Raw genomic sequence first — 25,346 nt, 5'->3', positions numbered from 1 at the left:
ATTATGCCTCCGCTATCATTTTTTGATATTCAGGACCCTCTTCACCTAAAACAAGTTTAGTTCCATCGATCTTAAACGGTGGAATATCAAGAGGTCTTGGAGGAGGTCCGAAAACATTTTTACCGCTTGTGTCAAATTCGCCACCATGACAGGCACATTTAAATAATTGCTCACTCGGTACATATGCAGGAATGCAACCTAAATGAGTACAAAGCCCTATAACAACAGTATAAGCAGAGTTATCTATCACAACATCACGCTTTTCATCTTTTGCCATATTAGCATCTTTTTTTAAGATAAAAATAGGCTTTTTACGCCATTCTATTGTTCTTAATTCTCCTTCTTGCATACTCGATAAATCTACCGTTGTAAATCCAGCAGCTTTAACACTTGGAAGCGGATCCCAAGTCTTTTTCATCGCAACAAGAGAAAAAACACCGCCAACAGCAGCTACGCCTCCAAAGGCAAGCCCCATAAAACTTCGTCTACTCTCAGATGTAGCCATTAATTTCCTTTCATTGATTTTATTTCTAACAAAGCTTAGCATTGTAGCGTGAAAAAAATAAATTTTTTCTTTTGCTAAATATTATGAATAATTTGCAAAATATTATTTTAATGAATTTAGCGAAAAAATAAAACCATTAAAATAAGATTTTATATCAATAAAAGCCCTAAAATAGCGGAAAACAAAACAGGAAGACTTAGAATGATGCTGAATTTAAAATAAGTTTTAATGCTAATTTTCACCCCTTGCTTAGATAAAACTCCCAACCAAAGCAAAGTAGCCAAAGAACCTATAGGGGTGAGTTTTGCACCTATGTTGCACCCCAAAAGATGAGTATAAATTAAGGTATAATTTATTTCATTATTAAAATATTCTTTTAAAGCTAAATCCCCTATCATTACCATGGGAAGATTATTAAAAATTGCTGAGCCAAAAGCGGAAATAAAGCCTAAAGCGAAAGTATTATAATTTTCATAATTTTGAAGCCATTTTAATAAAAAAACGAAATTTTCACTCAAACCTTCTTTATGCAAAGCATAAACAACCACATATAAACCAAAACTAAAAATTAAAACTCCCCAAGGGGCATTTCTTAACATAGAAAAATTTAAAATCTTTTCTCTAAAAATAAATAAAAAAACCAAAGCCCCACCTAAAGAAAATACACTAATGGGTAATTTTAAAAACTCTCCTACAAAAAAAGCCAAAACAAAAAAAGTTAAAAATATAAAACAAAAGATGAAAGTTTTTTGTGAAATATTTGGCATTTTTTTTACTTCAAATTCAAGCTCTTTAGGTAAAAAAATCTTAGCTATAATAAGACTTAAAACAACATAAACAATGCAAGCAAACACATTAGGCGTTAACATTGAAAAGGCGAAATTTAAAAAGCTAAGTTTAAAATAATTTGCAGTGATAATATTGGTAAGGTTTGAGATAACTAAGGTGTTGGATAAAAAATCACAAGCAAAAGACGCAATGAGTAAAAAAGTAATGAGTGTAAATTTGTCCTTTTCATTTTCAAAATTAAAATTAGAAAAAAGAGCCAAAATAATAGGAGTAATAATCAAAATTGCTCCATCATTAGCAAAAAAAGTAGCCAAAAATCCAGTAAAAAATATGATAAAAATCATAAATTTATAAGTAATAAGAGTGTATTTTTGCCCCACTTGATCTTTTTTAGAACTTTGCAAGATTGCAAAAGCAATTTTGTCAAAAAATCCTAATACTTCAAGACTAAAAGATAAAATAATCAGCCCAATAAGTGATAAAGAGCTATCCCAAATCATATTAAATACAAAATATGCATCATTAAAATTCACAATACCTAAAACAAAAGCCACAAAAGCGCCCAAAATGGAAATAGACCAAATAGGTAAATTCCACGGACGCCAAAAAAGCAAAATTAAAGTGCTTAAAAAAATTATCCAAGCAAGCATTTAAGCTTTTTTCTTTTGCATTTTGATATAAATTTGCAAAATATCTAAAGCTGCGGGAGTGATTCCGCTAATCTCACTAGCTGCAAAAAGTGTTAAAGGCTGATGTTTTTCAAGTTTTTCCACTACTTCATTACTCAGCCCACTCACACTCTTAAAATCAAAATCTTTTGGAATCTTTAAATTCATTAAATCCTTCATTTTTTCAACTTGAGCCTTTTGCATAGCAACATAATGATAATACTTCGCCTCATTTAAAATTTCTTTTAAAGAATATTCGTCCATATTTTCAAAAATTAAATCTAATTTTTTTAATTTTTCTATATCAAAGCTCGCTCTTGCAACGATTTTTTGCAAAGTGACTATGGAGGTGATTTTTTCTTCTCCTATATTTACTAAAAATGCGTTATTTTCGTTATTTGGCGTCAATTCTTTTTCAAGAAGCAATCTCAAACCTTTTTCAGTATTAAGGCGAATATTTTCTATAAAATTAGAAGAATTTTCATCCAAAAGCCCAAATTCTTTACCATATTTTCCAAGCCTAATGATGGCATTCTCTTCTCTTAAAAGCAGTCTAAATTCAGCTCTTGAAGTAAACATTCTATAAGGTTCTTTTGTACCTTTAATCACCAAATCATCAATCAAAACCCCAATATAAGCTTCATCTCTACGCAAAATAAAAGGCTCTTTATCCTCCAAAGCCAAAACCGCATTAACCCCTGCCATAAAACCTTGTACTGCAGCTTCTTCATAACCTGTGGTACCATTAATTTGCCCTGCACAATAAAGATTTTTTATCTTTTTAGTTTCTAAAGTGTGATAAAGCTCAGTTGGCTCTATATAATCATATTCTATCGCATAACCAAATCGTGTAATTTTAGCATTTTCAAAACCTCTTACCGAAGCAAGCATTTCTTTTTGCACCTCATAAGGCAAAGAAGTTGAAAAGCCATTGATATAATATTCTGTCGCATCAATGGTTTGAGGTTCAATAAAAAGATGATGGCTTTCTTTATCTCCAAAGCGATTAATTTTGTCTTCTATAGAAGGGCAATACCTTGGACCTACACCTTCAATCTGTCCTGTAAAAAGCGGAGCTCGATAAAAATTGTTTTTAATAATTTCATGAGTGTTTAAATTTGTTCTTGCGATATAACAAGGAAGTTGAGTGGGATTAAAATCTTTAGTTCTAAAGCTGAAAGGTTTTGGCTTTTCATCGCCATATTGAATTTCTAAAACACTAAAATCAATACTTTTTGCATCTACTCTTGGGCAAGTTCCAGTTTTCAACCTTCCCATTTTTAAATTTGTGCCTAGCAAATTTTCGCCCAAATTTACAGAGGCAAGTTCACCTACACGACCTGCGGTGAGTTTATTTTCTCCTATATGAATAAGTCCGTTTAAAAAAGTGCCAGTGGTTAAAATAATTTTTTTTGCCAAATATTCATTTTTTAAATTTGTTCTAACGCCTATAACGCAATCTTTTTCAAAAATAAGCTCTAACACTTGTTCTTGTGAAATTTCTAAATTTGGTAGTTTTAAAAGCTTGTTTCTAGCGACAATGCGGTATTTATCCATATCAATTTGTGCCCTACTTCCACGCACCGCAACGCCTTTGCTTTCATTTAAAACGCGAAATTGTATGCCTGCTATATCGGTGATTTCACCCATCAAACCGCCCATAGCATCAATTTCTTTTACCAAATGCCCTTTTGCAAGTCCGCCTATAGCAGGATTACAACTTGCAGCACCGATTTGCTCTATAAGAGTAGTTAAAAGCAAAGTTTTTTTACCCATTCTTGCAGCAACTCCGCTTGCTTCAATCCCTGCGTGCCCACCACCTATAACAATAATATCAAACATCATTTTGCCTTTATTTTGCTTTAAAAAAAGGATAGAATTATATAATATTTTTTGAAATAAAGTACTTAAAATTATGCAAATTTCGAGTATAATTACAAGTAAAAAGCTAGGAAAATTATGTTTAATGGATTAATCAGAGAAATCGCTAAAGTCAAATCTTATCAAAATAATATTCTTTCTTTAGAGGCCAAATATAAGCCTAATTTAGGTGATAGTATAGCGATAAATGGCGCTTGTTTAAGTGTAATTAAAATTTTTGCAAAAGGTTTTGATGTGGAGCTTTCTAAAGAGAGTAGAACTCATCTTGCTATAGAAAATTTAAAAGACTTTGTGCATATTGAACCGGCTCTAAAATACGGCGATAGAATTGATGGACATTTGATGCAAGGACATATTGATTTTATTGGAGAACTTGCAAAAATTTATAAAAATGAAAATGGGGTTGATTTTTTCATTAAGCTTCCTAAAAATGCTATGCGCTTAATGGCTCCAAAAGGCAGCATAGGTATTGATGGAGTAAGTCTTACTATCAATGAAATTTTTGAAGATTCAATTAGACTTACCATCATTCCTATCACTTTTCAAGAAACGCTTTTTAAAGATTACGCCATAGGAAGAAAAATCAATATAGAAAGCGATTTACTTGCTCGCTATATTGCAAATATCTTAGATTACAAACAAAACAACAAGGAACTCTCATGGCAGGAAGTAGAAAGAATTACCTACCTTTACTAGAAAATGAGCAAATGAGTGCATTTTGTGCTTTTGGGGAGGATTTTAGTGTTTTTAAAGATAAAATTTTAGATGAAAATCTATTTAGTGAACACGCAGTATTTATAGAAAAATGTGTTTTTATGAACCAAATTCATTCCAATAAAGTTATGTTTTATCCTGATATAAATCATGCAAATTTTACTTGTGACGGACTCGTTAGCTCTCAAAAAAATACAGCACTATGTGTTTTAAGTGCTGATTGTTTGCCTTTATTATTATGGCATAAAAGCGGCATTATCGCAGCTTTGCATTCAGGGCGACAAGGTAGTTTTGATAATATTTTAAAAGTGGCTTTGCAAAGCATAAAAAAACAAAATAAAGATATTAGTTCTGATGATTTTATTTTAATCATCGGTCCTGGAATTTGTGGAAAAAATTATGAAATTAATGGAGAAGTTTTACAATACGCCAAAAATCATTTTAAAAAATTTTTACAAGATAAAAAATTAGATTTAAAAAGTTTGGTTAAAAAGCAAGCTCAAAATTTAGGTATAAAAAATATAATAGACTGTAATATTTGCACCTTTAGCGATGAAAGATTTTTTTCTTACAGAAAAAATCAAACCCCAAAACGCTTTGTAAGTGTTATAGCATTAAAAGGATAGTTAATGTATGAAAAAAAAGATTTAAGGGTTTTACAAATCATACAAAAAGCAAGAGAATTTTCAGATCCTGATTTATTAAATGAAAATTTACTGGCCCAGCTTGTCAATACTCCATTAAAACCCATAAAAAACAAAAATAAGCAAAAAATCATCCAAAGTCTTAATGAACTCATCAAGGCCAAAGAAAAGGCGTTGCTAAGCAATAAATAATTATTTTTTCTTTATAATATTTAGCCCACTTGTTTTTAAAAAACCATCCTCATCTTCATAAAATTTGGAATTTAGCTCTTCTTCATCACGAACAACAATATCAAAATTTTCCTCTAAAGGTAAATAATTTTCAAAAGAATTTAAACCTTGCGATACATTTACATATCTTTTAAAATTTGTATTTTTATTCATTTGATAATTTAACCCTTGTAGTGTATTTACCTTGTTTTCATAATCTTTGATATCTTGATACAAGCTACCTTCATTAACATCAATATTAAGCTTTTTGCTTGTAATGCTATTTGCATTAATTAAAGCCTCTTGTGCTTTTAAATTTATTTCTCCATTTAAACCCGTATCAATAGAATTATTTTCATCTTTCAAATCAAGTTTTTTGGCTTCTAAATCGATTTTTTGTGCATTAATATTGGCATTAGAAATTTTTATTTCTCCTCCACTTTGCATGCTTATCTTTCCAGCTTTTATAACCCCACCATTAATACTAATTTTACCCGCATTAATTTTAACTCCACTGGCTCTAATTTGAGCTTCATTGGAATCAAATTCTTCCCCTTTGGCTGAAAAATTCTGCACTTGTATATCATCTTCTTTGCTTAATTTAATTTGTTTGGATTTTAATTGTAAATCTTTCATTGTATTTGCCTTTAGTTTTGAAAATTATATTATAAATTTTTAATCTTTTTAAAAATTTAAGGAAAACTATGAATATTTATCAAACAAGACTCCAAATCCTGCGTCATATGATGCAAAAAGAAGATATTGATATTTATCTTATTTTAAGCACAGATCCACACTTGAATGAATATATACCTGATTTTTATAAAATTCGTGTTTTTATGAGTGGTTTTAACGGATCAGCGGGAATACTTGTAATTACTCAAAATCAAGCTTTCTTATGGACAGATGGAAGATACTTCCTTCAAGCTCAAAAAGAACTCGAAGGAAGCACAATTACCTTACAAAAACAAGATCAAAATAATCATTTCTTAAAATGGCTACAAACCTTAAATTTTAAACAAAAATTGACTCTAGCTACTGATTTTACACTTTTACCTTTATCTTTAAAGCAAGAATTAAATTCTCAAAATAATATTTGTTTAAAACACAAAGACTTCATTTCCTCTTTTTGGCAAAATCGTCCTTTGCTTTCTAAAAATCCCATCTACGAACACGAAGAAAATTTTGCTTATCCTACGCGTTTAGAGAAAATCAATCTCGTACGCGAAAAAATGAAAAAAATTAAAGCACAAAATCATCTTATTTCTAGTCTTGATGATATAGCTTGGATTACGAATTTAAGAGGAAATGATATAGAATTTAATCCCGTATTTTATGCTTATTTATTTTTAAACCAAAATGAAATTTTATTATTTACTGATTTAGAAAAAATTGACTTTAATCTTAAAAATAAACTTGCTAAAGATTTCATTACACTTAAAAATTACGAAGAAATTCACACCCATTTAAAAACGCTTAAGAATACTAATTTATTAATAGATGAAACAAAAATGACTGCTTTGCTAATGCAAGATATTGATCAAAGTGTGGAAATTTTAAACCACACTCTGCCTAGCACTATACTTAAAGCTTGCAAAAATTCAAAAGAAATTGCAAACATAGAACAAGCAATGTTGCAAGATGGTATAGCATTGTGTTATTTTTTTGCATGGCTTGAAGAAAAATTAAACAAAAAAGAAAAACTAAGCGAATTAGATATCGATATAAAAATTACAGAATTCCGAGCAAGAAATCCTTTATATATTAGTAACAGTTTTGCTACTATTGCAGGGTTTAATGCCAATTCCGCCCTACCTCATTACAAGGCTACGCAATCAAATTTTTCCTATATTGAAGGAAATGGACTTTTACTTATAGACTCTGGAGCACAATATAAAAATGGCACTACCGATATCACTCGAGTTATTCCAGTGGGAAAAGTCACGGCTGAACAAATCAAAGATTACACGCTTGTTTTAAAAGCACATATTAATATCGCAAGTGCTGTGTTTCCAAAAGACATAGCTATGCCTTTGCTTGATAGCATTACAAGATCTATATTATGGAAAGAACAATTAGATTTCGCACACGGTACAGGTCATGGGGTGGGTTATTTTTTAAATGTTCATGAAGGTCCGCAAAGTCTTTCTTATTCTGCTACTATCAATGATAAAAATAAAGCAAAAATTGGAATGATCACCTCTATAGAGCCTGGAATTTATAGAAATAACCAATGGGGCATAAGGCTTGAAAATTTGGTATTAAATTGCAAGATAGAAAATCCCAAAGAAACAAATTTTGGTGAATTTTTATATTTTAAAACACTTACACTTTGTCCATTTGAAAGAAATTGCATTGATGTAAATTTATTAGATGAAAAAGAAAAACAATGGCTTAATTCTTATCATCAAGAAGTATATCAAAAATTAAGCCCTTATTTAAATACTAAAGTTTCACGATGGCTAAAAAGAAAAACACAAGAAATTTAATTAGCTATTACTTTGCTTTTATAGGCTAAATATGCAAAAATATTAAGCAAAATAGAAACTATGATGAGCAAAATAAGAGAAATTTGAAAATTCTCAAATTCATCATGAAAAAAGCCTATAATCCACTGTCCTAAAGCTGCAATTAAATAACCAAAACCTTGAGATAAAGCAGAAAGCTTGGCAGCAATTTTTGCATTAGCACTTTTTTGTGCAATAAATAAAAGAGAAATTCCAAAAACACCTCCCCAAGGAAAACCCATGATAAATGCGGCCAAAATAAGCATTTTTATATCATTAAAACAAAGCAAAATTCCAAAAGATAATACATACATCGCACATAAAATTGCTATATATAAACTATGAAATTTTGCTTTAATTTTACCTAAAAGCAAAGGTCCAAAAAGTGCTACTGGCAAAGCAATGAGTTGGCAAAATAGCATAATATTTGTCGCAAAGCTTTTTGAAATATCTTTTTCGATAAGAATTTGAATATACCAAAAAAATAAAGCATAAGCCAAAAAAGCTTGTAGACCAAAGAAAAAAGTGATTTTCCAAGTGGTTGAATTGGCAAAAAGATTGATTTTTTTAGCTTCTTTTTTCTTAACACGAAAAATTCTACCATTTTTAGCTTGTGGATAATAAATCATCAAAGCCAAAAACGCAAAAATCACCCAAAATAGCATCGATAATTTTAAATCTAAAACATTTAACAAAGGTATAGCCAAAGCAATACCAACAATAGAAGAAATACTTAAAACAAGACTATAAATTCCCATCATACTTGCCATTTTTTTAGGAAATTTTTCTTTGATAAAGCTAGGAAGTAAAACATTAGCAATTGCTATACCACAGCCAATTGCTAGCATCCCCACAAACAACCCATACACGCCAAAATAAGAGCGGATAATTTCACCTATAAAGATCAAAAAAATCCCAAAAACAATTGCACGAATAGGAGAAAAATAACCCACAATAAAAGAAATACTTCCAAAAGCTATCAAAGGAAGACTTGTGAGTACCCCTGCAAGAGTGGAGTTTAAATCATATGTGTTTTTAATATTATCAATGATAGGCCCCACTGCAGTAATGGGAGCCCTAAGATTAAAAGCTACAATGATAACAATAGCAACATTGATCCAAAAAATCTTTTTAAAGGAAGCCATAAAAGCCTTAGTTTTGAAGTTTTACTTTGAGTATTTTACCTTCTACCATCTTAGGAATCCATAAAATATCGCCTTCAATAAACATATCCGCAGAACCTTTCATAGAAGGAAGTTCAAGCTTTGTAGTTTTGCCATTTTCTAAACTATAAACAAGCCCATTTAAATTTTCACCCCAAGAGCTTACAAGCAAAGCATCATTATAAGGCACAATGCCATCATAAGATTCTTTTTCATTTTTAACTATACTAAGCTCTTTTTTGGCTAAATCATAGCTCATTACAACACCTCCACTCAAACCATTGGGATGATAACCTGCTATAAAAAGCTTATTATTTTTATTATCTAAATAAAGCCCATTTGGTCCGCCAAATTTGGCTAAATCAAGTTTTAAAAGTTCATCATATGATTTTTCTTTTAAATCAACTTTTAAAATAAGCCCTGTACCAGTATCACTCACTACAAGCGTATTATCATCTAATTTTTCAATATCATTTAGAAAAATTGCACCTTTTATAGGGAGATTAAAAATTTCTTTTTTGCTTTTTAAATCAAAACCACGCAACACATCAATATCTACTACATAAAGGGTATTATTAAGCTCCATCATACCTTTTGGTGCATTTAAATTGCTTAAAAATTTATACTCAAGCACCTTGCCATTTTTATCAAGTTTTGAAATAAAACCATCATTATCTTTCGCCAAAGGTTCAAGTTTTTCACCCACATTTGACACATAAACAAAATTTTTATCCACAAAAATACTCTCAGGACTTTTAAAGCCGTCAAATTCTTGATATTTCAATTCACTTGCACCAAGCAAAGCTGCACCAAGTGTTAAGCTTAAAATGTATTTTTTCATTTTCTTTCCTTTTATAATAAATTTTTGAAACATTATAAAAAGAAAAAAGAAAAAAGCGTATCAGTTTTTTGATAAAAAATACAAGTTTTTTGATTTTTGATATTGTTTTGGACTTTTTCCGTATCGCTCTTTAAATCTTTCAATAAACCAAGCCACTGAAGAAAAAGCACACTCATTTGCTACTTCATTCACATTTTTTTTAGAAAATTCAAGCAAAAATTTTGCCTTTTGCAATCTTTTTTCATCTAACCATTTTTTAGGACTTTGCCCAAAACATTTTTTAAATTCCTTAGAAAAAGTAGCCAAATCTAATTTTGCAAAATCAGCCATTTCATTTACACTTAAAAATTCTCTACCACAATATTCAAAAAGCAAAGAAAGATCAAGACGAAATTCTTTTAAAATTCCTGCCAAAAAGCTGATAAAATAAGTATTTTTATTCAAAAGTAAATGTAAAAAAATCTCTTCAAATTTCAAACTCACAATAGGATCTAAAATTTGCGTATTTTCTTCAAAGTGCGGCGTGAAGCTTTCTAAAATTCCTTGTAAAATCTTATCGTTTTTTACCCAAAAAATTTCATAATCTTGCATCTTTTGCTCCAGCTTAAAAAAATCTTTATATTTATAAATAAGTTCAATTAAAAACGCATTGTCAAAGAAAAATAAATAAGCCTCATAAACTCCACTACTAAGCCCCACATTACTTAAAGTATAATTCCCTGCTTTTAAAAATAAAGTCTCATAAGAATCTATCCTATAATCTTTAGATGCGGTATGTAAAATTTTATACCCCTTGCGAACAAAGGTTAAAAGATGACTTTCTACATTGACAAAAGAGGAATGCGAAGTATTTGTTTGTGTGTATTTTGCAAAAGTGCAAGACTTAAAATTTCTATAATTTACACCTTTTAGTTGCTTTAAATCTCGCGGCAAAGAAAGAATTTCGCTCATTGCAAGTTTTGTCTACACTCTAAAAGGTAATTTTTAAGATCAATTTCGCGCATTAAAATTTCACGCATACAAACACCTGCTACATTCAAATCTTTAAATTTTTCGATATTTTGTGCATTTATCCCACCTATAGCATAAAGGGGAATTTTGCTAAATTCTAGTAAAGACTTTAAAAAATCAAGCCCCTTGGGAGCTAAATTTACTTTACAAGAACTCTCAAAAATATGCCCCACAAAAGCGTAATTTACCCCATAATTCATTGCCTCTAAAAGCTCTTCTTTGCTATGCACTGAAGTGCCTATTACATGGAAATATTTGCTAAGCTTTGGATCTTTTCTTAAAAGATCTAGCGGCGCATGAAAAAAGCGGTGTCCAAGCTTTAAACACTCTCTATCAAAAAAATGCAAAAAACAAGTTGTTTTATGTTTTGCACAAATGGCCAAAACTTCTTTTGCTAAATCAAAATACTCAAATTCGCTCAAATCTTTTTCCCTTAAAACGATAGCATCTACTCTGGCCTTTGCAAGCTTTTCGATCTGTTTTAAAAAATCCTTTTGAACACATTTTCTATCGCTTATAGCAATAATTTTTTTATCCCACATAGATACTGTCACTCATTACAGCTTGCAAATTTGATCTTTTAAGCATAGTTAAAATTTCCTCTACGCTTCTATCATCTGAAATTTCAAATTGCTCATCGCCTTTTTTCTCGCCTTTATGCTCACCTATACCTACGCTCACTCCCGCGCTCATTTTAGTCGCTCCAAGCTTTATAACCTCATCTCTAAAGCCTATCCTTTCGCGACTTGAAATAGTAATACCAGCAAAAGGCAAAAAAAGCCTATAAGCACAAAGTACTTGTAAAAGGCGTTTTTCGCTCACATCTTTTGGGTTGATTTTAGCATTATTAATAATCGGTCTTAAACGAGGTACCGAAATTGAAATTTCAGCGTGCGCATAATTTTGTTGTAAAAAATATGCGTGAAGTGCGGTAGCAAGCGCATCTTTTCTAAAATCATCAATGCCTAAAAGTGCCCCAAATGCTACTCCACGCATCCCTGCTCTTAATGCTCTTTCTTGAGCGTTAAAACGATAAGGAAAAATGCGTTTTTCTCCACCTAAATGGATTTTAGAATATTTTAAAGGATTATAAGTTTCTTGAAAAATCGTCACATAATCACAACCATTTTTATGCAAAATCCTATACTCATCTTCATTCATAGGATAAATTTCAACGCCTACAACCTTAAAATATTCCCTAGCTATCTTGCAAGCTTTAGCGATATATTCCACACTTGCAAATTCCCTGCCTTCGCCCGTTAGCATTAAAATTTCTTGCAAACCACTTTTAGCGATTGCTTTCATTTCCTCATGAATTTCACTCTCATCAAGCTTTGCTCTTGCAATTTTATTTCCTTTTTGAAAACCACAATATACGCATTTAGAATTACAATAATTTGACAAATAAAGCGGAGTAAAAAGCGAAATGGAATTTCCAAAATATTTTCGCTTCATTTGGGCTGATTTAAAAGCTATTTCTTCAATAAATTCTTCTGCTACACTTGAAAGCAAAGCTTTTAAATTTTCTATACTTAAATGCGCGGAATTTAAAGCATTTTTAACATCTTTAACATCAAACTTACTCTCATCATAATTTTGAGCTTCATTTAAAACTTTAGTCAAAATATCGCTTTTTATCTCTTGCATATGGGGTAAATACTGCATATAATCTTGCATACTTAATCCCTTAAAAAGCCAGTAAGCGGAGAACTAGCCTTAGCTTCGCCAACACTTGCTAAACCCGCTAAATACCCTGCTCTGCCAGCCTTAATTGCCAAAGAAAATGCCTTAGCCATTAAAGCAATGTCTTTTGCTTCAGCTATAGCTGTATTTGCCATCACTGCACTTACTCCCATTTGCATAGCCTCACAAGCTTGTGCAGGGTTTCCAATACCTGCATCTACAATGATAGGTAAATCAATCTCATTAAGCAAAATTTGTATAAACTCCTTAGCACACAAACCTTTATTGCTCCCAATGGGTGCTGCTAAAGGCATAATAGCTGCTGCTCCAGCATCACGCATAGCTCTAGCTGCATAAAGATCAGCATGCATATAAGGCAAAGGTGTAAATCCATCTTTTGCTAAAAGCTCGCAAGCCTTAATTGTCTCATAATTATCCGGTAGCAAATATTTGCTATCGCCTATAACTTCTATCTTTATAAGCTCACCACAACCAAGCTCCCTTGAAAGCCTAGCAATGCGTAAGGCTTCATCTGCATTTCTAGCTCCTGAAGTATTGGGCAAAAGAGTCACGCTTTTTGGGATATAGTCTAATATATTTTCAATTTCCCCTGTATTTGCACGACGCAAAGCTAAAGTTATGATCTCTGCTTTGGCTTCTTCTATAGCTGATTTTATAAGCTCTAAAGAATATTTACCTGATCCTAAAATAAATCTTGAGTTAAATTCATATTTTCCTATTTTTAATTTATCATTTTTTAAATTTTCTTGCATTTTTTACTCCTTATTTACCAAAAGCTCCAAAACAAGATTGCTTTGATGCCCTGCACAAATATTTACCCGCGGCGCTAAAAGGCCATTTCCTACCTTAGCGCCACTTACTAAATCCCCGCACACATAGAAATTTTTTGCGATTTTTCTCGTTTGTATGCTGTTGCTATCGCCATATCCTGCAAGTCCTGAAGCACAGATTAAAATCGTATCTTTATAAAATTTGTGAAAATTTTGTGCCATCATAGCTTTTGCTTGTGCGCTATCAAATGCTTCACAAACTATATCTATATCTTTAAATAAATAAGCCAAATTTTCTTCATCAATTTTTAGAGTGCAAATTTGAGTGCTGATGTAAGGATTTATTTCGCTAATTTGTTCTTTTAAGGCTTCGGTTTTAAATTTGCCCAAATCGCTCACACGGTAAGCTTGACGGTTAAGATTGCTAGGTTCAACCACATCAAAATCAATAAGTTTTAAAAGCCCTACTCCGCTTCTTGCTAAATTTATAGCTATATGAGATCCTAACCCACCTAATCCACAAACTGCCACGCTTGCTTTTTTAAGTTTATCATGAAGTTTTGGGGTGTGTCTTGCTCTCATCATTGCATCTAGTGCATCAAATGGCGGTAAAGTATTTCTTTCTATACAAAAAAGCTCATCATCTTCGCTTAATTCTATTTTTTCCTTTGTTGCAAAACCATTGACTATCCATACATCATTATCATTTTTGCTCACACTTTCAAAAAAATCCAAAGTATTGGTAAAATCCGTATCAAGCATTTTGCCGTTAAATTTGATTCTCATCAACCACCACCTACGAAGCTTACAATTTCAGCTCTATCATTTTCTTTTAAAATCAAACTATCAAATTCACTTTTCGGGATAATTTCACCATTCAATTCTAAAGCAATAAATTCTATTTTAAAACCTTTTTGCTTTAAAAAATCTGTAAATTTAAGCTCTTTAAATTCAAGTTTTTCTCCATTAATTATCATTCTAAACCTTTAAAAATTCTCTATCAAATCTCTAAAAACAAGGCAGAGTTTTTCAAATTCTTCTACACTAACCCTTTCATCAATGGCATGAATTCTATCATTACAAACGCCAAATTCTACAACCTTTACGCCATACTGTGCAAAATATCTTGCATCGCTTGTACCACCTTTGGTATTTAACTCTGGGACTTCGCGAGTAATCTTTTGTATACTGTGATTAAGTTTTTGAACGATTTTGCTCTCTTTATCTGTTAAAAAAGCTTCTGAGCTTTGCTTTAATTCTAGTTCGTAATTTAAGCCTTCGCAAATTTTTTCCACATAATTTTTCACATCTTCTAAGCTTGTTTGCGGAGAATTTCTAACATTAAACATCAATCTTAAATCATTTGGTGTGACATTGCAAACTTCTATTCCACCTCTAATATCAGTGATTACTATCTTCGAAGGAGAAAAAAGCTCATCGCCTGGATCAAGATCAAAATCTGCTAAAAATTTCAAAGCAGAAGCAAAATCATGCACAGGATTGATGCATTTTTCAGGGTAAGCCACATGTCCTTGCTTTCCACGGATTAAAAGTTTGCCATTAATAGAGCCGCGACGCCCAATTTTTAAACTATCGCCAATTTTACTCACGCAAGTTGGCTCAGCCACCACAGCATAATCAGGCAAGATATTTTGCTCTTTCATCCACTCTAAAACCTCTTTTGTGCCGTATTTTGCTTCACCTTCTTCGTCGCTTGTTAAAATAAGGCTTAATCTCGCACCCGAAAAATTAACATTTTTTACCGCATCCACAAAAGCAGCCACGCCACTTTTCATATCTTGCGCGCCTCTTGCATAAATATATCCATCTTTTTCTAAAGGGATAAAAGGATCACTACCCCAACCTTCTCCCGCAGGCACTACATCTACATGCCCACCAAATGCTAAATGCTCACCTTCATCTCTAAATTTCTTAGTCAGCAAAAGATTTTTAACGCCTTCTTTATCAATAAAAAAAGCCTCAAAGTCATTTAATTCCAAAGCGATAAAATTCAAAGCTCCATCATCATTTGGAGTGATTGATTTAAATTTTAAAAGTTCTATTAAAAATTCCTTAGCATTCATTTTTCATCCTATAAAAGTTCTATATAATAAATTGAGTGCAAAATATTCTATAATTATAGCCGAAACCACATTGATTAGGAAAATAACTTTTGCACTAAATAAATAACTATACTTTCCTACAAAAAAAGATAACGAAAATACCCATATAAAAATGATAAATATCAAACCAAAAGCCATTGCTAAAGGATAAGCATTACTGGCAGATAAAGTTGCCACACTAAGCCAAAATCCTATAATATAAGGATTTGTGATATTTAACATCAAACCTTTGAAAAAACTTTTTCCTATATTTTCTTTAACACTTTTGCCACGCAATTCCAAATTTTTAGCTTTAGCTTTTAGGGTCAAAAAGGCTATATAGCTTAAAAAACAAAAACCAAATACGGCAAGAATTTTTAAAAAAAATTCATTATTTAAAAATTTCAAAATTCCAAAATTTAAAAGCAAAAGATAAATCACATCTGCTAACATAGCTCCAAGCCCTACGCTAAAAGCATTTTTAAAAGAAGTTAAAGCATAAGTTAAGATTAAAATATTCACAGGTCCAAAAGGAACACATACACCAAGTCCTAAAATAATACCATTTAATAAAGACTCAAACATTTACACTTTCCATAAAATTTTCTATATCCTGCTCAATCTTATCGATCGCACTTACAACATCTTCTATATAAACTTTATCAAAATAAGAAGCCAAATTCGCATCTTTTTCATAAATATTTAAAATACTTTTTTCGCACATCGACGCATAATGTCCCACCGGCAAAACCGCTCCACTCGTGCCTATACTGATAAACATTGAAGTTTGATTGAGCAAAGAATAAAGCATAGCATAAGCAGGAGCTTGCTCTTCAAACATCACTATATTGTGCCTTAAATTCTCGCTTTTACATTTAGGGCATTTTTTATCTGCAATTTTTTCATAGCCTATATTAAAAATATTTTCACATTTTAAACAGCGAAGTTCAGGCAAAAAACCATGTAAATGCACTACATCCTTACATCCTGCACGCTCTAGTAAATCATCGACATTTTGTGTAACAACAAAGAGATTTTTACCTAGTTTTTCTTTAAGCTCGGCTATTTTAAAATGAGCGTGATTGGGCTTTACAGCTTTTAATTGCACTCTTCTTTCATCATAAAAATCAAGCACTTTTTTAGGATTTTTTCTAAAGCCTGTCGCAGAACAAACCTCCATTACATCGTATTCTTCCCAAAGTCCATCATTGTCTCTAAAAGTTTTAAGTCCGCTTGGAGCACTAAGCCCTGCTCCACTTAATATCATTATATTTTTCATTGTTAAGCCTTGAATTTTTCAAAGTTTAACATAAAATGCTTTAAGAAATAATTGCTATTTAATCTTTTTCTGATAGTAATCCACAGCATTGCTTATTTTTTTATACTCTATATTTCTTGTATAATTTTCCATAAATTGCCAATTTGGATTGCCCTTAGTATCCATAGGAAGCAATAATTTTTCTCTTTTAATCCTTTTATCGTTAATTTCACGATTGAAACTATATTTTTCACTTAAGCGAGCAATAATTGGAAGTAAAAATAAATAAATATATTTACTAAATTTAGGTTGTATGAGTTGCGTAACATGATCGCTTGCAATAAATTCATAAGAGTGAAAAAACGCACTGCCAACACTTCCACTATTTGCTAAAGAGATGCAATCACTAAATTTTCTTACATTTTCATAATTATCTATAAAATTATCCACACCATTATTAAAAGCACTTGAAGAAACATAAGGGGTTTTACCCTGAATCTGATCATCTTTAATCAACCTTTTTCCTCGCTTGATTTCTTTAAAAATATCAGCAAAATAAAATTCTTTCCATTGAATACTCTTTGATTTACCTTGTTTAATGAAATCTTTATATTCATCTAAATCAAATCCCCCCCCCCCGCTATCAGCTTCAGCAAGTTTTGCATTATAATAAGTAGTAATTTTTTCTAAATGCTCTTTTTCTATAGCTTTCATATAAGATTCCATAAAATGCCAATTTGGGAAATTATTTTCATCCTGTGGAAGTTGTATAATTTGCCTCTTTAGTCTTTCGGTAAAAGCTTTGTAACCAAACGCAAATTTAGAGGCATTATTTTTTATGATATTGGCCACAAACAAGCCACTATATTTATTTAACTCATTATTGCCAAATATTGTAATCTCATCACTAGCGGTAAAAACACCTTCAACATAATAACAATCGCAAAATGTAGTTATAATAATTTTATCTTTTTCTATAAAAAGTGGATTTGCGATTAAATCCGTTAAACCATTATTTTCCTTACTCGCAGAATAATAAGGTATATTACCTTTTTTTCTATCTTTTTCAATTAATCTTTTTCCTCTTTTAATTTCAGTAAAAACTTGCTCTAACTTAAATTCTTTCCACCTTATGCTTTCTAATTTTAAGTTTTCATTTGCAATTTTCATGAGGCCATCCTCAATGAAAATGCCTCTATCTCTAACGGAGTGATTACTATAAGTAGTGGTAATCCCCCCCCCGATTATTAGCTAATTTCTTATTGTAATAATCTAAAATATTTGTAATATATTTTTGTTCTATATTTTTCATATAATTTTCCATAAACTGCCAATTTGGATTACCTTTAGAGTCTATGGGAAGCATAATCTTACAATTATCAGCATTTTTTTGCCTAAATTGCTTGCCATATGAATATTTACTTTTTTGTCTATTAATACAACAAACAAAAAATATTTTTACATATTTAGATATTTCTTTATTTAAGAAAAAATATATATTATCATCTCCGCACGCTTCATAAGGATGATAAAAAGAGTTTCCAAACATATCTATAGAAATGAAATTCTCATAACTTACAGCTTTGTTGCCTATAAAAGAAGCGATTCCATTATTGCTTTCTCCAGCTGTAAGCAATGGGACTTTTCCTTTAGTTCTTTGCTTTTCAATCAATCTCTTTCCATGATAATTTCTAAAAATCTCACTAATCTTAAATTCTCTCCACTCTACACTAGCTAAATCATTTTGCATCTTTTTCATCCTCTAAACCAAACAAATAGCCTCTACCATGTGTTATCATATTAAATTCAAAAGTAAGATAATCTGCCATTGTTTTTTCAAATTCTTCATGCGTTGGAATCTCATCATTAAAATAATAAAAACTATGCAACCACTCATCATCTGTCTCTATCGTGGTTTTAACACAAAATTTACTTGGTGCTTCTAACTCATCACGCCAAACCTTTAATAAATATGCTTTTTTGTCTTTGGCATGTATGGTTTCAACCAGACCTTTATGTTTTTGCACTTCATAACCATCATCTTCAAAATTGATAAATTTGCAAATCTTATCTTTATCATGAGGTATTCCTGCAGTAAAAACGGCTATACAAGGATTAGTCTCTACACCATAGAAAGTATTTTTATTTAAAGTGATTACACCCTCTAAAGTATGTTGCTTTAAAATATTTGCCTTAATAGCTTTTTCTTCTTTGCTTTTACCCGTCATAGCAGATTGTGGCACGATAACAACAACTTTTCCACCTTTTAAAATAGAATTTAAAAGATGTTCGCTAAATGCAATTTCAGTTAAGTTTTTATCAATTTTACCTTGAGAATAAGGGGGATTCATAAAGCCAATATTTGCCATAAAATCTTCTTGGAGTTTTAAAGGAATTTGCTTTAAAAAATCTTCATCATACAAATTACTCTTACCATCTCCCCTTAAAACCATATTTGCAGTAGCAACAGCAAACATAAAAGATTGCAATTCAAAGCCAAAAAGCTGATTTTTCTTAATATCTTCTTTCTGTCTTTCATTTTTCGCTCTTAAGAGCATATAATCAAAAATCCACCTGTTCCACAACAAGGATCAAGCACTTTATCACTAGCTTTTAAATCTACTAAATCACAAAATAATTCTGTAATATGTGTAGGCGTAAGCACAATACCCAAAGTCTGCCCATCGCCACCGCTAAAGCGCATAAACTCACTATAAAATATTCCTAAGTAATCATCAGAATTCTTTATAGTATGAATAGAATCAAAAATATTTTCTTTAATAAATTTTGCATAATGTTTTAAAGGAGTGCAGTTGATTTTCAAACCTTTTTTGTCAGTAATTTCACAAAGCTCATTAATCTTTTTAGTATCTTTAATCACAGAAAATTGTGTCAAAACTTTATCAAATTTTATTTGTGGTGCAAGATGAGAACGCTTAAGATTTGATTTAATAAGATCATAAATTTTACTTCCATCTGTATCAACTTCATCATTATTAAGATAGCTTAAATCTAAATTTTTAGCTCTCATTTCATCAAGTGCAAGTAAAATCCCTGCTACAACTAAAGGCTTATTTCTATCATCCAAAGCCCCATAATTTCTTAAATCTTCGTGTAAAGTAATAGCAATTTTTTCAATCTCTTCTTTTGTTTTTTGTTTGCTAGATTCTTCTTTTAAGACCTCTCTTTTATAATATTCTTCTATATTTTTCTCATTTAAAAGCATAAAAGTTTCAATGTCTTCTAAAGGCTCTTTTATCAACGCTCCATTATCCACAAATAAAGGGGTGATTTTATGCTTTTTTCTATCCCCGCTTACAGCGATTGCAAAAACTTTTTTATAGGTATTTTGATTTTTAATAATTTGCTTTGCATACCATAAAGCACCATTGAGTGCATAATTTTCTATGTCTTTTTGCTCTTGTGAGATGAAATTTTTATCATTCATTTTTATATGCTTACTCACATCCGCCTTATTTTCAATCACAATTACAAAATCTTTTATCACACCGCAATATTCAGGATATCCTTGTTTATTTGTTCCTTTTTTAGATGCAGTGCTTAAAGCTTCATTTAATTCTTTAACATCAGAACCTTGATAAACTAAATTAATATTTGCTTCTTTTAAAAGTTCATATACCCATAAGTCTGTTTGTGCTTCTTTTTTTGCCATTACAAATCTCCATTTCCTTACAATCTTACCACCTTGGCACCAAAACCGCCTTGATTTATAGGAGCGTCGCTAAAACTTTTTACACTTTTATGCGTTTTTAAAAACTCCTTTACCGCAAAGGCGAGTTTTCCTGTGCCTATGCCATGATAGACTAAAACCTCATCAAATCCAGCTATCAAAGCATCAGAAATGAATTTATCAAGCCTAGAGATAGCCTCATCGCTTCTAAGCCCATGCAAATCCAAACTCACACTTAAATTACTTGGCCTACTTACACTTATACTTGTTTTTGCTACTTCTTTTGGCATTGCGCCACTTTTTTTAAGAAGTTTTAAAGGCACGCGAAGCCTTATCCCATCACTTTCAACCATGGCGTCATTTTTTGAAATACCTACAATTTTGCCTTTAATTTTTTCATATTTTACAAAGTCTCCCACGCGTAATTCTTCATTTTGCTCCATACTTGGCAAAATGATCTCTTTTTTAAGCTCATTGGCTTTATTTAAGCTTCTTTGTTTTTCCTTAGTATCTTTTAAATTTATGCCTTTTTTAGCCTCTTCTATGGCTTTGTGGAATTTAAGCTCTAAATTTCTTAAATTATTGCGGAATTCTTGCTCGTTTTTTTCTTTTTGATCTTTTAAAGAAAGTAAAATTTCATCGACTTTTTGTTCTTTTTTCTCCACGCTCTGAAGTTTGGCTTTAAGTTCCAATTCAAGATTGATATTTTTTCCGACAAGCTCTTCTAAATTTTCTTTATCTTCGCCATAAAGTTTTTTTGCTTCACTAACTAAATTTGGTGGAATTTGATAACGCAAAGCCGTCTCAAAAGCATAAGATTTTCCTATAGTTCCTTTTAAAAACTCATATTTTGGCCTTGAAAATTCCTCATCATACAAAGCAGCGATGAGTTCGACTTGCTCGTTTTTTGCCAAAAGCATGGCAAGGCGTTTATGGTGTGTTGTGATGATGATTTTAAGCTTGTTTTCAATAAGTTTTGAAATCATCACACTATACAAACAAGCCGCTTCTTCAAAATCTGTCCCAAGCTCTATTTCATCGATACCTAAAAGTAAATTCTTCTTAGAAAAAAGATTTGAAAAATGCAACATTCTTCCTGCAAAAGTAGAGATATCGTTTTTTACATTCTGCGGATCTTCAATGATAGCATCAAATTCCTTAAAAGCACCAATTTTACTTTCATCTGCTTTGATTTTCATCGGTAAAAGATGTTTGGCTAAAAAAGCTGCACTTAGCAAGGATTTTAAAAGCATGGATTTTCCGCCTGCATTTACGCCTGTGATGATTAAAACTTGTTTGCTAAAATCTAAACTTACACTTTTTGGATTTTTTAAAGCTGGATGAGCGAAATTTTTTAGCACGATTTTATCGCTATTTTCACACATGACAAATTCATAATCTTTTCTTTTAGCAAGCATTACTCTGGCACTATAATGATCAAATAAATCAAAAGCATTATTAATAAATTTCAAAAAAAGCAAATTTTTAGCCAAAAAAGCAGAAAAATTTTTAGCATATTCATAATAAATTTCTTCTTTTTGATTTTTTAATTTTTCTATTTCGCTTTGCAAATTTTCAACGCTCAAAGGTACTATATAAAAGCCACCGCCACTACTTCTGCCAATAATTTTTGCTTTTATAGCGTGATTAAATCCACCCCTTACAAGCAAGGCTTCAAGATTATTTATAAGATGAATTTGCGTATCAATTAAATAAGGCATTAAGGACTTTGTATAGCAATACTTTTTAAACTCTGCTACCACTGCTTCATTTTTAAGCCTTAAAGCCGTGTTTATATTTATAAGTCTTTCATCTAGACTTTCTTTTAACTCACCTTTTTCATCAAATTTTTCACAAAGCTCTAAAATTCCATTTACAAATTCGATTTTTTCAAGCCATGAATTTAAATTGCTACCAAATTTTAGCTTTTTAAGTTTTTCAAAATAACGAAAAATTTTTACAAATTCAAAAATTTCATCTAAGTGCAAAATGCCCTGTTTGCTTAAATGTACCAAAGCCTTATCTAAATTTAAAAGCTCAGGTGGGTTTGGAAACTCCACCTCGCAAAGCTCGTTAATACGTTTAAAATGAAGATGAGAGTCACCTTGTAAAAATATATCTTTATCTCTTGCAAGAAGGGCTTTAAATTCATCTAAAAAGCTATTTAAATCAAGCTTTGAAATTAATTCTTCTCTCATTGATTATCTTTACTATTTTTTCATTCGCCATTTTGTCTTAATTTATTACTAATATCTCCTGCACCAAAGCCAATGATAAGCCCTTTATCAAAAACTTGTCCCTTTGAAGCAACTAAAAATTTTCCCTCTCTTTTAATATCTTCTGCAAATAAAGCCTTAGGAAAAACTGCTTTTAAATCAAGCTCGATTTTTTCTTCTCCTGCACTATATACAGGCAAAATTACAAGCTCATCGACTCCTTCAAAAGCCTTTGCAAATTCATTTAAATTTGCCACTAAACGCGTATAGCGATGAGGCTCAAAAATAGCTGTGATTTTAGAATACCCCGCTAATCTTGCATATTCTTTTGCAGCTTTTAAAGTAGCTTTTATCTCGGTTGGATGATGACCATAATCATCAATGAGAGCTAAAGTTTCATCAGCGTGCAAAATATCAAAACGCTTTTTAATGCCTTGATAATTTTTTAATCTTTTTCTGATATTTTCTATATTTTCATAATTAAGCGCTGCTAAAATCGCTAAAGCTGCGTCGATTGCTACATGCTCTCCCATACCAAAAACACTAAATCTGCCTAAATTTTTAAGCTCAAAACTTGTATATGGCTTGAAATTTTCTATACACATGGTGCAATTTTTAATGTCTTTGCTAGGATAAAGCCGAGTAGCTTCTTGCTTATATTCCCTTAAATACTCATCTTCTACGTTAATCACGCGAATTTTAGCTAAATCCAAAAAATCATCATAAGCCTTGTGAAGTCTGCAAACTTCATTACCATAATGATCTAAATGCTCTGCTTCTGCGTTTGTAACAATAGCTAGATGTGGATTTGAATTTAAAAAAGAACTATCACTCTCATCGGCTTCAAAGATTAAATTTTTGCTTTCTTTATAGATCATATTAGACCCAAATTCTTTTAAAATCGCTCCAATAATCACCGACGCATCAGGGATTAAAGATGCTAAAATGCTTGAAGTCGTGCTTTTCCCATGTGCTCCAGCAACCGCAAAAACGCATTTATCTTCTAAGATGAGTGGCAAAGCCTCTTTTCTTGAAAGGCATTTTATACCAAGTTCTTTGGCATGTTTGAATTCGGGGTTTTCTTCTTTAATTGCTGCGGAATAAATCACTAAATCCTTACCTAAAATATTATCTTTATGATGCGGGATTTTTACTTCTACACCTTCATTTTGCAAATCTTTGGTGATTTTACTTTCTTTTAGATCGCTTCCGCTTATTAAAAAACCTTTTTCTTTTAAAAATCTTGCTAGTGCGGAAATTCCTATACCACCTATGCCTATGAAATGAATTTTTTGCATTTTTGCCTCAAATATTATCAAAATTTAAAGGCTAAATTTTAGCATTTTTTTACTAAAACTAAAATATAAAAAAGCTCTTAAAGCTTTATAAATTTAGCATTATTTTTCCTAAACTCAGTGATACTTTCTCCATCCAAGTTGTAATTATATTATCATATTTACAAAAAGTATTTTTACTCCTTAATTTTATTTTCCTAGATAAAACCACCTAAAACTTAAAGTCCAAAACAACAAACCAATGAACGCTATAAAAGCAAGAAAAACATAAGCATAGAAAAAACTATAATTCTGGGCGATAAATCCAGCTATCATGGCACTTAAAGCTCCTCCTACGCCACCGCTTATAAGCACCAAAGAAAATCCTGCATTCACATGACCACTACCCAATAAAATTTTAGCCACCATAATAGGCAAAATCACTCCCGTAATACCCGCACCAATGCCATCTAAAATTTGCACAAAAACCATAGCCACAATATGAGTAAAATTAGCCGCTACAAAACCTCTTATAATAAGCTCAAGTAAAGATATAAAAATCAGATAAAAATAAATTTTAAAATCATGTTTTTTAAGGATAAATTTAGAACACATAAACACCACTATTATCATAGTGCCTTGCGCGATCATTATCGTTAAAGCTGCATAAGCACCGCTTGAATCTACGCCCATACTATGTGCTCTTTGACTAAGCAAAGGCAGCATATAAGCATTACTCAAATGAAAGCAAAACATTACAAAAGACAACAAAAGCACTCTTTTATCCATTAAAGACTTAAGCAAGCTTTCTTTTTTAATATGTTTTAACTCACCTCTTGCTATTTTATGGTTAATGGATTTTTCTTTAAGCAAAGACAGTAAAAACAAAGAAATTATACCCATTAAAGCTGTAATCATAAAAATAGAAGCAATGCCATAAAAATACGCACAAAAAAAGCTTAAAATCGCACCAAAAAGTGTTCCAAAATGTTTATAAATTTCATTTTTTGCTGTTTGTTTAGCATAATGATTTAAACCCACAACACCTAAGGTAATAGCACAAAATGCTGGACCTAAAAAAGCTCCACTTAAAGCAATACCAATTTGTGCTAATAAAGTAAAAGTAAAATTTGCAAAAAAATAATTTAAAGAAACGGCAATAATAATTAAAAAAATGCAAAAACCAACAATAAAGCGTTTTTTTAGCGTTTTATCTATCAAAATTCCAAAAGGCAAGCCAAATACCAAAGCACTAAAAGAAGCCAAAGAATTTATAAGTCCGATTTGACCTTCTAAAAAGCCGTGATTTTTTAAAAAAATCCCCAAAAATGGACCCAAACCATCTCTAACATCAGCAATGAAAAAATTCAGCCAAGAGAGAAGATTTACTGAATTCAT

At 31.2% G+C, this 25,346-nt stretch carries 26 protein-coding genes; 4 read left to right on the top strand and 22 right to left on the bottom strand.

Translation table 11 applies throughout. The annotated features are described in order from the left end of the window. Position 1: 1 nt before the first annotated feature. The 3 genes from petA to mnmG all read right to left on the bottom strand — a co-directional run bounded on the left by petA (position 2) and on the right by mnmG (position 3,804). Positions 2–505 (bottom strand): ubiquinol-cytochrome c reductase iron-sulfur subunit, encoded by a 504-nt coding sequence (petA, locus tag ELQ16_RS05670; RefSeq protein WP_134238594.1) that lies wholly within the window; start codon positions 503–505, stop codon positions 2–4. A gap of 149 nt (positions 506–654) precedes the next feature. Further along, the gene (locus tag ELQ16_RS05665) at positions 655–1,944 is read right to left on the bottom strand and encodes an arsenic transporter (RefSeq protein ID WP_134238593.1); all 1,290 of its coding nucleotides are present in this window, start codon (positions 1,942–1,944) and stop codon (positions 655–657) included. Then, entirely contained in the window at positions 1,945–3,804 is a 1,860-nt protein-coding gene (mnmG, locus tag ELQ16_RS05660) for a tRNA uridine-5-carboxymethylaminomethyl(34) synthesis enzyme MnmG (protein ID WP_134238592.1), read from the bottom strand. Between the two features lie 117 nt (positions 3,805–3,921). On the opposite strand from mnmG, the gene ribE reads away from it, so the two are divergent. Genes ribE through ELQ16_RS05645 form a run of 3 tightly spaced genes read left to right on the top strand, consistent with a single transcriptional unit; the run spans position 3,922 to position 5,393 of the window. After that, complete coding sequence (gene ribE / locus ELQ16_RS05655; protein ID WP_134238591.1) at positions 3,922–4,539, top strand: riboflavin synthase; 618 nt, start codon at positions 3,922–3,924, stop codon at positions 4,537–4,539. Beyond that, positions 4,503–5,183 carry a polyphenol oxidase family protein gene (locus ELQ16_RS05650; protein ID WP_134238590.1) on the top strand — a complete coding sequence of 227 codons (681 nt, stop codon included), beginning with the start codon at positions 4,503–4,505 and terminating at the stop codon, positions 5,181–5,183. The genes ribE and ELQ16_RS05650 overlap by 37 nt, the downstream gene beginning before the upstream one ends. 3 nt (positions 5,184–5,186) lie before the next feature. Then, positions 5,187–5,393, top strand: a complete 207-nt coding sequence (locus ELQ16_RS05645; RefSeq protein ID WP_134238589.1) for a hypothetical protein — start codon at positions 5,187–5,189, stop codon at positions 5,391–5,393. Here ELQ16_RS05645 and ELQ16_RS05640 read toward each other — a convergent pair whose 3' ends face one another. Further along, positions 5,394–6,047, bottom strand: coding sequence for a hypothetical protein (locus tag ELQ16_RS05640; RefSeq protein ID WP_134238588.1), 654 nt, complete (start codon positions 6,045–6,047; stop codon positions 5,394–5,396). Between the two features lie 68 nt (positions 6,048–6,115). Between ELQ16_RS05640 and ELQ16_RS05635 the strand changes: the two genes are divergently transcribed. Continuing rightward, positions 6,116–7,900 (top strand): aminopeptidase P family protein, encoded by a 1,785-nt coding sequence (locus ELQ16_RS05635; RefSeq protein ID WP_134238587.1) that lies wholly within the window; start codon positions 6,116–6,118, stop codon positions 7,898–7,900. Here the strand turns inward: ELQ16_RS05635 and ELQ16_RS05630 are convergent. The 18 genes from ELQ16_RS05630 to ELQ16_RS05550 all read right to left on the bottom strand — a co-directional run bounded on the left by ELQ16_RS05630 (position 7,897) and on the right by ELQ16_RS05550 (position 25,346). Further along, entirely contained in the window at positions 7,897–9,063 is a 1,167-nt protein-coding gene (locus tag ELQ16_RS05630; RefSeq protein ID WP_134238586.1) for an MFS transporter, read from the bottom strand. The genes ELQ16_RS05635 and ELQ16_RS05630 overlap by 4 nt on opposite strands. Positions 9,064–9,070: 7 nt before the next feature. After that, positions 9,071–9,922, bottom strand: a complete 852-nt coding sequence (locus tag ELQ16_RS05625; protein ID WP_134238585.1) for a YncE family protein — start codon at positions 9,920–9,922, stop codon at positions 9,071–9,073. Positions 9,923–9,982: 60 nt separating this feature from the next. After that, complete coding sequence (locus ELQ16_RS05620) at positions 9,983–10,873, bottom strand: AraC family transcriptional regulator (RefSeq protein WP_134238584.1); 891 nt, start codon at positions 10,871–10,873, stop codon at positions 9,983–9,985. Continuing rightward, complete coding sequence (locus ELQ16_RS05615) at positions 10,870–11,475, bottom strand: thiamine phosphate synthase (RefSeq protein WP_134238697.1); 606 nt, start codon at positions 11,473–11,475, stop codon at positions 10,870–10,872. Before ELQ16_RS05615 ends, ELQ16_RS05620 begins: the two co-directional genes overlap by 4 nt. Then, positions 11,465–12,610, bottom strand: coding sequence for a 2-iminoacetate synthase ThiH (gene thiH / locus ELQ16_RS05610; RefSeq protein ID WP_134238583.1), 1,146 nt, complete (start codon positions 12,608–12,610; stop codon positions 11,465–11,467). The genes ELQ16_RS05615 and thiH overlap by 11 nt, the downstream gene beginning before the upstream one ends. Positions 12,611–12,612: 2 nt before the next feature. After that, positions 12,613–13,389: a thiazole synthase gene (locus ELQ16_RS05605; protein WP_134238582.1), complete on the bottom strand. Its 777-nt coding sequence runs from the start codon at positions 13,387–13,389 to the stop codon at positions 12,613–12,615. Between the two features lie 3 nt (positions 13,390–13,392). Then, the gene (gene thiF / locus ELQ16_RS05600; protein WP_134238581.1) at positions 13,393–14,196 is read right to left on the bottom strand and encodes a thiamine biosynthesis protein ThiF; all 804 of its coding nucleotides are present in this window, start codon (positions 14,194–14,196) and stop codon (positions 13,393–13,395) included. Then, the gene (thiS, locus tag ELQ16_RS05595; RefSeq protein ID WP_134238580.1) at positions 14,193–14,384 is read right to left on the bottom strand and encodes a sulfur carrier protein ThiS; all 192 of its coding nucleotides are present in this window, start codon (positions 14,382–14,384) and stop codon (positions 14,193–14,195) included. Before thiS ends, thiF begins: the two co-directional genes overlap by 4 nt. 9 nt (positions 14,385–14,393) lie before the next feature. Continuing rightward, positions 14,394–15,491 (bottom strand): succinyl-diaminopimelate desuccinylase, encoded by a 1,098-nt coding sequence (gene dapE, locus ELQ16_RS05590; RefSeq protein WP_134238579.1) that lies wholly within the window; start codon positions 15,489–15,491, stop codon positions 14,394–14,396. A 3-nt stretch (positions 15,492–15,494) separates the two neighbouring features. Continuing rightward, positions 15,495–16,094, bottom strand: coding sequence for a LysE family transporter (locus tag ELQ16_RS05585; protein WP_134238578.1), 600 nt, complete (start codon positions 16,092–16,094; stop codon positions 15,495–15,497). Next, positions 16,087–16,788, bottom strand: a complete 702-nt coding sequence (locus ELQ16_RS05580) for an NAD-dependent deacetylase (protein ID WP_134238577.1) — start codon at positions 16,786–16,788, stop codon at positions 16,087–16,089. Before ELQ16_RS05580 ends, ELQ16_RS05585 begins: the two co-directional genes overlap by 8 nt. 54 nt (positions 16,789–16,842) lie before the next feature. Further along, positions 16,843–17,937, bottom strand: coding sequence for a restriction endonuclease subunit S (locus ELQ16_RS05575; protein WP_134238576.1), 1,095 nt, complete (start codon positions 17,935–17,937; stop codon positions 16,843–16,845). 46 nt (positions 17,938–17,983) lie between these two features. Beyond that, positions 17,984–18,517: a restriction endonuclease subunit S gene (locus ELQ16_RS05570; protein WP_166739661.1), complete on the bottom strand. Its 534-nt coding sequence runs from the start codon at positions 18,515–18,517 to the stop codon at positions 17,984–17,986. Next, the gene (locus ELQ16_RS10290; protein ID WP_279586258.1) at positions 18,507–19,325 is read right to left on the bottom strand and encodes a class I SAM-dependent DNA methyltransferase; all 819 of its coding nucleotides are present in this window, start codon (positions 19,323–19,325) and stop codon (positions 18,507–18,509) included. Before ELQ16_RS10290 ends, ELQ16_RS05570 begins: the two co-directional genes overlap by 11 nt. After that, positions 19,316–20,440: an N-6 DNA methylase gene (locus ELQ16_RS10405; protein ID WP_279586257.1), complete on the bottom strand. Its 1,125-nt coding sequence runs from the start codon at positions 20,438–20,440 to the stop codon at positions 19,316–19,318. The genes ELQ16_RS10290 and ELQ16_RS10405 overlap by 10 nt, the downstream gene beginning before the upstream one ends. A gap of 17 nt (positions 20,441–20,457) precedes the next feature. Next, positions 20,458–22,656, bottom strand: coding sequence for an endonuclease MutS2 (locus ELQ16_RS05560; protein WP_134238574.1), 2,199 nt, complete (start codon positions 22,654–22,656; stop codon positions 20,458–20,460). A gap of 20 nt (positions 22,657–22,676) precedes the next feature. Further along, a complete protein-coding gene (murC, locus tag ELQ16_RS05555; RefSeq protein ID WP_134238573.1) occupies positions 22,677–23,972 on the bottom strand; it encodes a UDP-N-acetylmuramate--L-alanine ligase in 1,296 nt (431 codons plus the stop codon). Positions 23,973–24,158: 186 nt separating this feature from the next. After that, positions 24,159–25,346 carry an MFS transporter gene (locus tag ELQ16_RS05550; protein ID WP_134238572.1) on the bottom strand — a complete coding sequence of 396 codons (1,188 nt, stop codon included), beginning with the start codon at positions 25,344–25,346 and terminating at the stop codon, positions 24,159–24,161.

Origin of the sequence: Campylobacter sp. US33a (genome assembly GCF_004378855.1) — a bacterium.
GTDB lineage: Bacteria > Campylobacterota > Campylobacteria > Campylobacterales > Campylobacteraceae > Campylobacter_D.
This window is presented reverse-complemented; position numbering and strand designations above follow the sequence as displayed.

Bases quoted from the DNA above. Each gene is read 5' to 3' on its own strand.
- ELQ16_RS05645 (WP_134238589.1), top strand. From the start codon at position 5,187: ATGTATGAAAAAAAAGATTTAAGGGTTTTACAAATCATACAAAAAGCA.
- murC (WP_134238573.1), bottom strand. From the start codon at position 23,972: ATGCAAAAAATTCATTTCATAGGCATAGGTGGTATAGGAATTTCCGCA.
- ELQ16_RS05570 (WP_166739661.1), bottom strand. From the start codon at position 18,517: ATGCAAAATGATTTAGCTAGTGTAGAGTGGAGAGAATTTAAGATTAGT.
- ELQ16_RS10290 (WP_279586258.1), bottom strand. From the start codon at position 19,325: ATGCTCTTAAGAGCGAAAAATGAAAGACAGAAAGAAGATATTAAGAAA.
- ELQ16_RS05640 (WP_134238588.1), bottom strand. From the start codon at position 6,047: ATGAAAGATTTACAATTAAAATCCAAACAAATTAAATTAAGCAAAGAA.
- ELQ16_RS05605 (WP_134238582.1), bottom strand. From the start codon at position 13,389: ATGCAAGAAAATTTAAAAAATGATAAATTAAAAATAGGAAAATATGAA.
- ELQ16_RS05575 (WP_134238576.1), bottom strand. From the start codon at position 17,937: ATGAAAATTGCAAATGAAAACTTAAAATTAGAAAGCATAAGGTGGAAA.
- petA (WP_134238594.1), bottom strand. From the start codon at position 505: ATGGCTACATCTGAGAGTAGACGAAGTTTTATGGGGCTTGCCTTTGGA.
- ELQ16_RS05580 (WP_134238577.1), bottom strand. From the start codon at position 16,788: ATGAAAAATATAATGATATTAAGTGGAGCAGGGCTTAGTGCTCCAAGC.
- ELQ16_RS05550 (WP_134238572.1), bottom strand. From the start codon at position 25,346: ATGAATTCAGTAAATCTTCTCTCTTGGCTGAATTTTTTCATTGCTGAT.
- thiS (WP_134238580.1), bottom strand. From the start codon at position 14,384: ATGATAATTAATGGAGAAAAACTTGAATTTAAAGAGCTTAAATTTACA.
- ribE (WP_134238591.1), top strand. From the start codon at position 3,922: ATGTTTAATGGATTAATCAGAGAAATCGCTAAAGTCAAATCTTATCAA.
- ELQ16_RS10405 (WP_279586257.1), bottom strand. From the start codon at position 20,440: ATGGCAAAAAAAGAAGCACAAACAGACTTATGGGTATATGAACTTTTA.
- ELQ16_RS05630 (WP_134238586.1), bottom strand. From the start codon at position 9,063: ATGGCTTCCTTTAAAAAGATTTTTTGGATCAATGTTGCTATTGTTATC.
- ELQ16_RS05585 (WP_134238578.1), bottom strand. From the start codon at position 16,094: ATGTTTGAGTCTTTATTAAATGGTATTATTTTAGGACTTGGTGTATGT.
- ELQ16_RS05625 (WP_134238585.1), bottom strand. From the start codon at position 9,922: ATGAAAAAATACATTTTAAGCTTAACACTTGGTGCAGCTTTGCTTGGT.
- ELQ16_RS05560 (WP_134238574.1), bottom strand. From the start codon at position 22,656: ATGAGAGAAGAATTAATTTCAAAGCTTGATTTAAATAGCTTTTTAGAT.
- mnmG (WP_134238592.1), bottom strand. From the start codon at position 3,804: ATGTTTGATATTATTGTTATAGGTGGTGGGCACGCAGGGATTGAAGCA.
- ELQ16_RS05620 (WP_134238584.1), bottom strand. From the start codon at position 10,873: ATGAGCGAAATTCTTTCTTTGCCGCGAGATTTAAAGCAACTAAAAGGT.
- ELQ16_RS05635 (WP_134238587.1), top strand. From the start codon at position 6,116: ATGAATATTTATCAAACAAGACTCCAAATCCTGCGTCATATGATGCAA.
- ELQ16_RS05615 (WP_134238697.1), bottom strand. From the start codon at position 11,475: ATGTGGGATAAAAAAATTATTGCTATAAGCGATAGAAAATGTGTTCAA.
- thiH (WP_134238583.1), bottom strand. From the start codon at position 12,610: ATGCAAGATTATATGCAGTATTTACCCCATATGCAAGAGATAAAAAGC.
- ELQ16_RS05650 (WP_134238590.1), top strand. From the start codon at position 4,503: ATGGCAGGAAGTAGAAAGAATTACCTACCTTTACTAGAAAATGAGCAA.
- ELQ16_RS05665 (WP_134238593.1), bottom strand. From the start codon at position 1,944: ATGCTTGCTTGGATAATTTTTTTAAGCACTTTAATTTTGCTTTTTTGG.
- dapE (WP_134238579.1), bottom strand. From the start codon at position 15,491: ATGAATGCTAAGGAATTTTTAATAGAACTTTTAAAATTTAAATCAATC.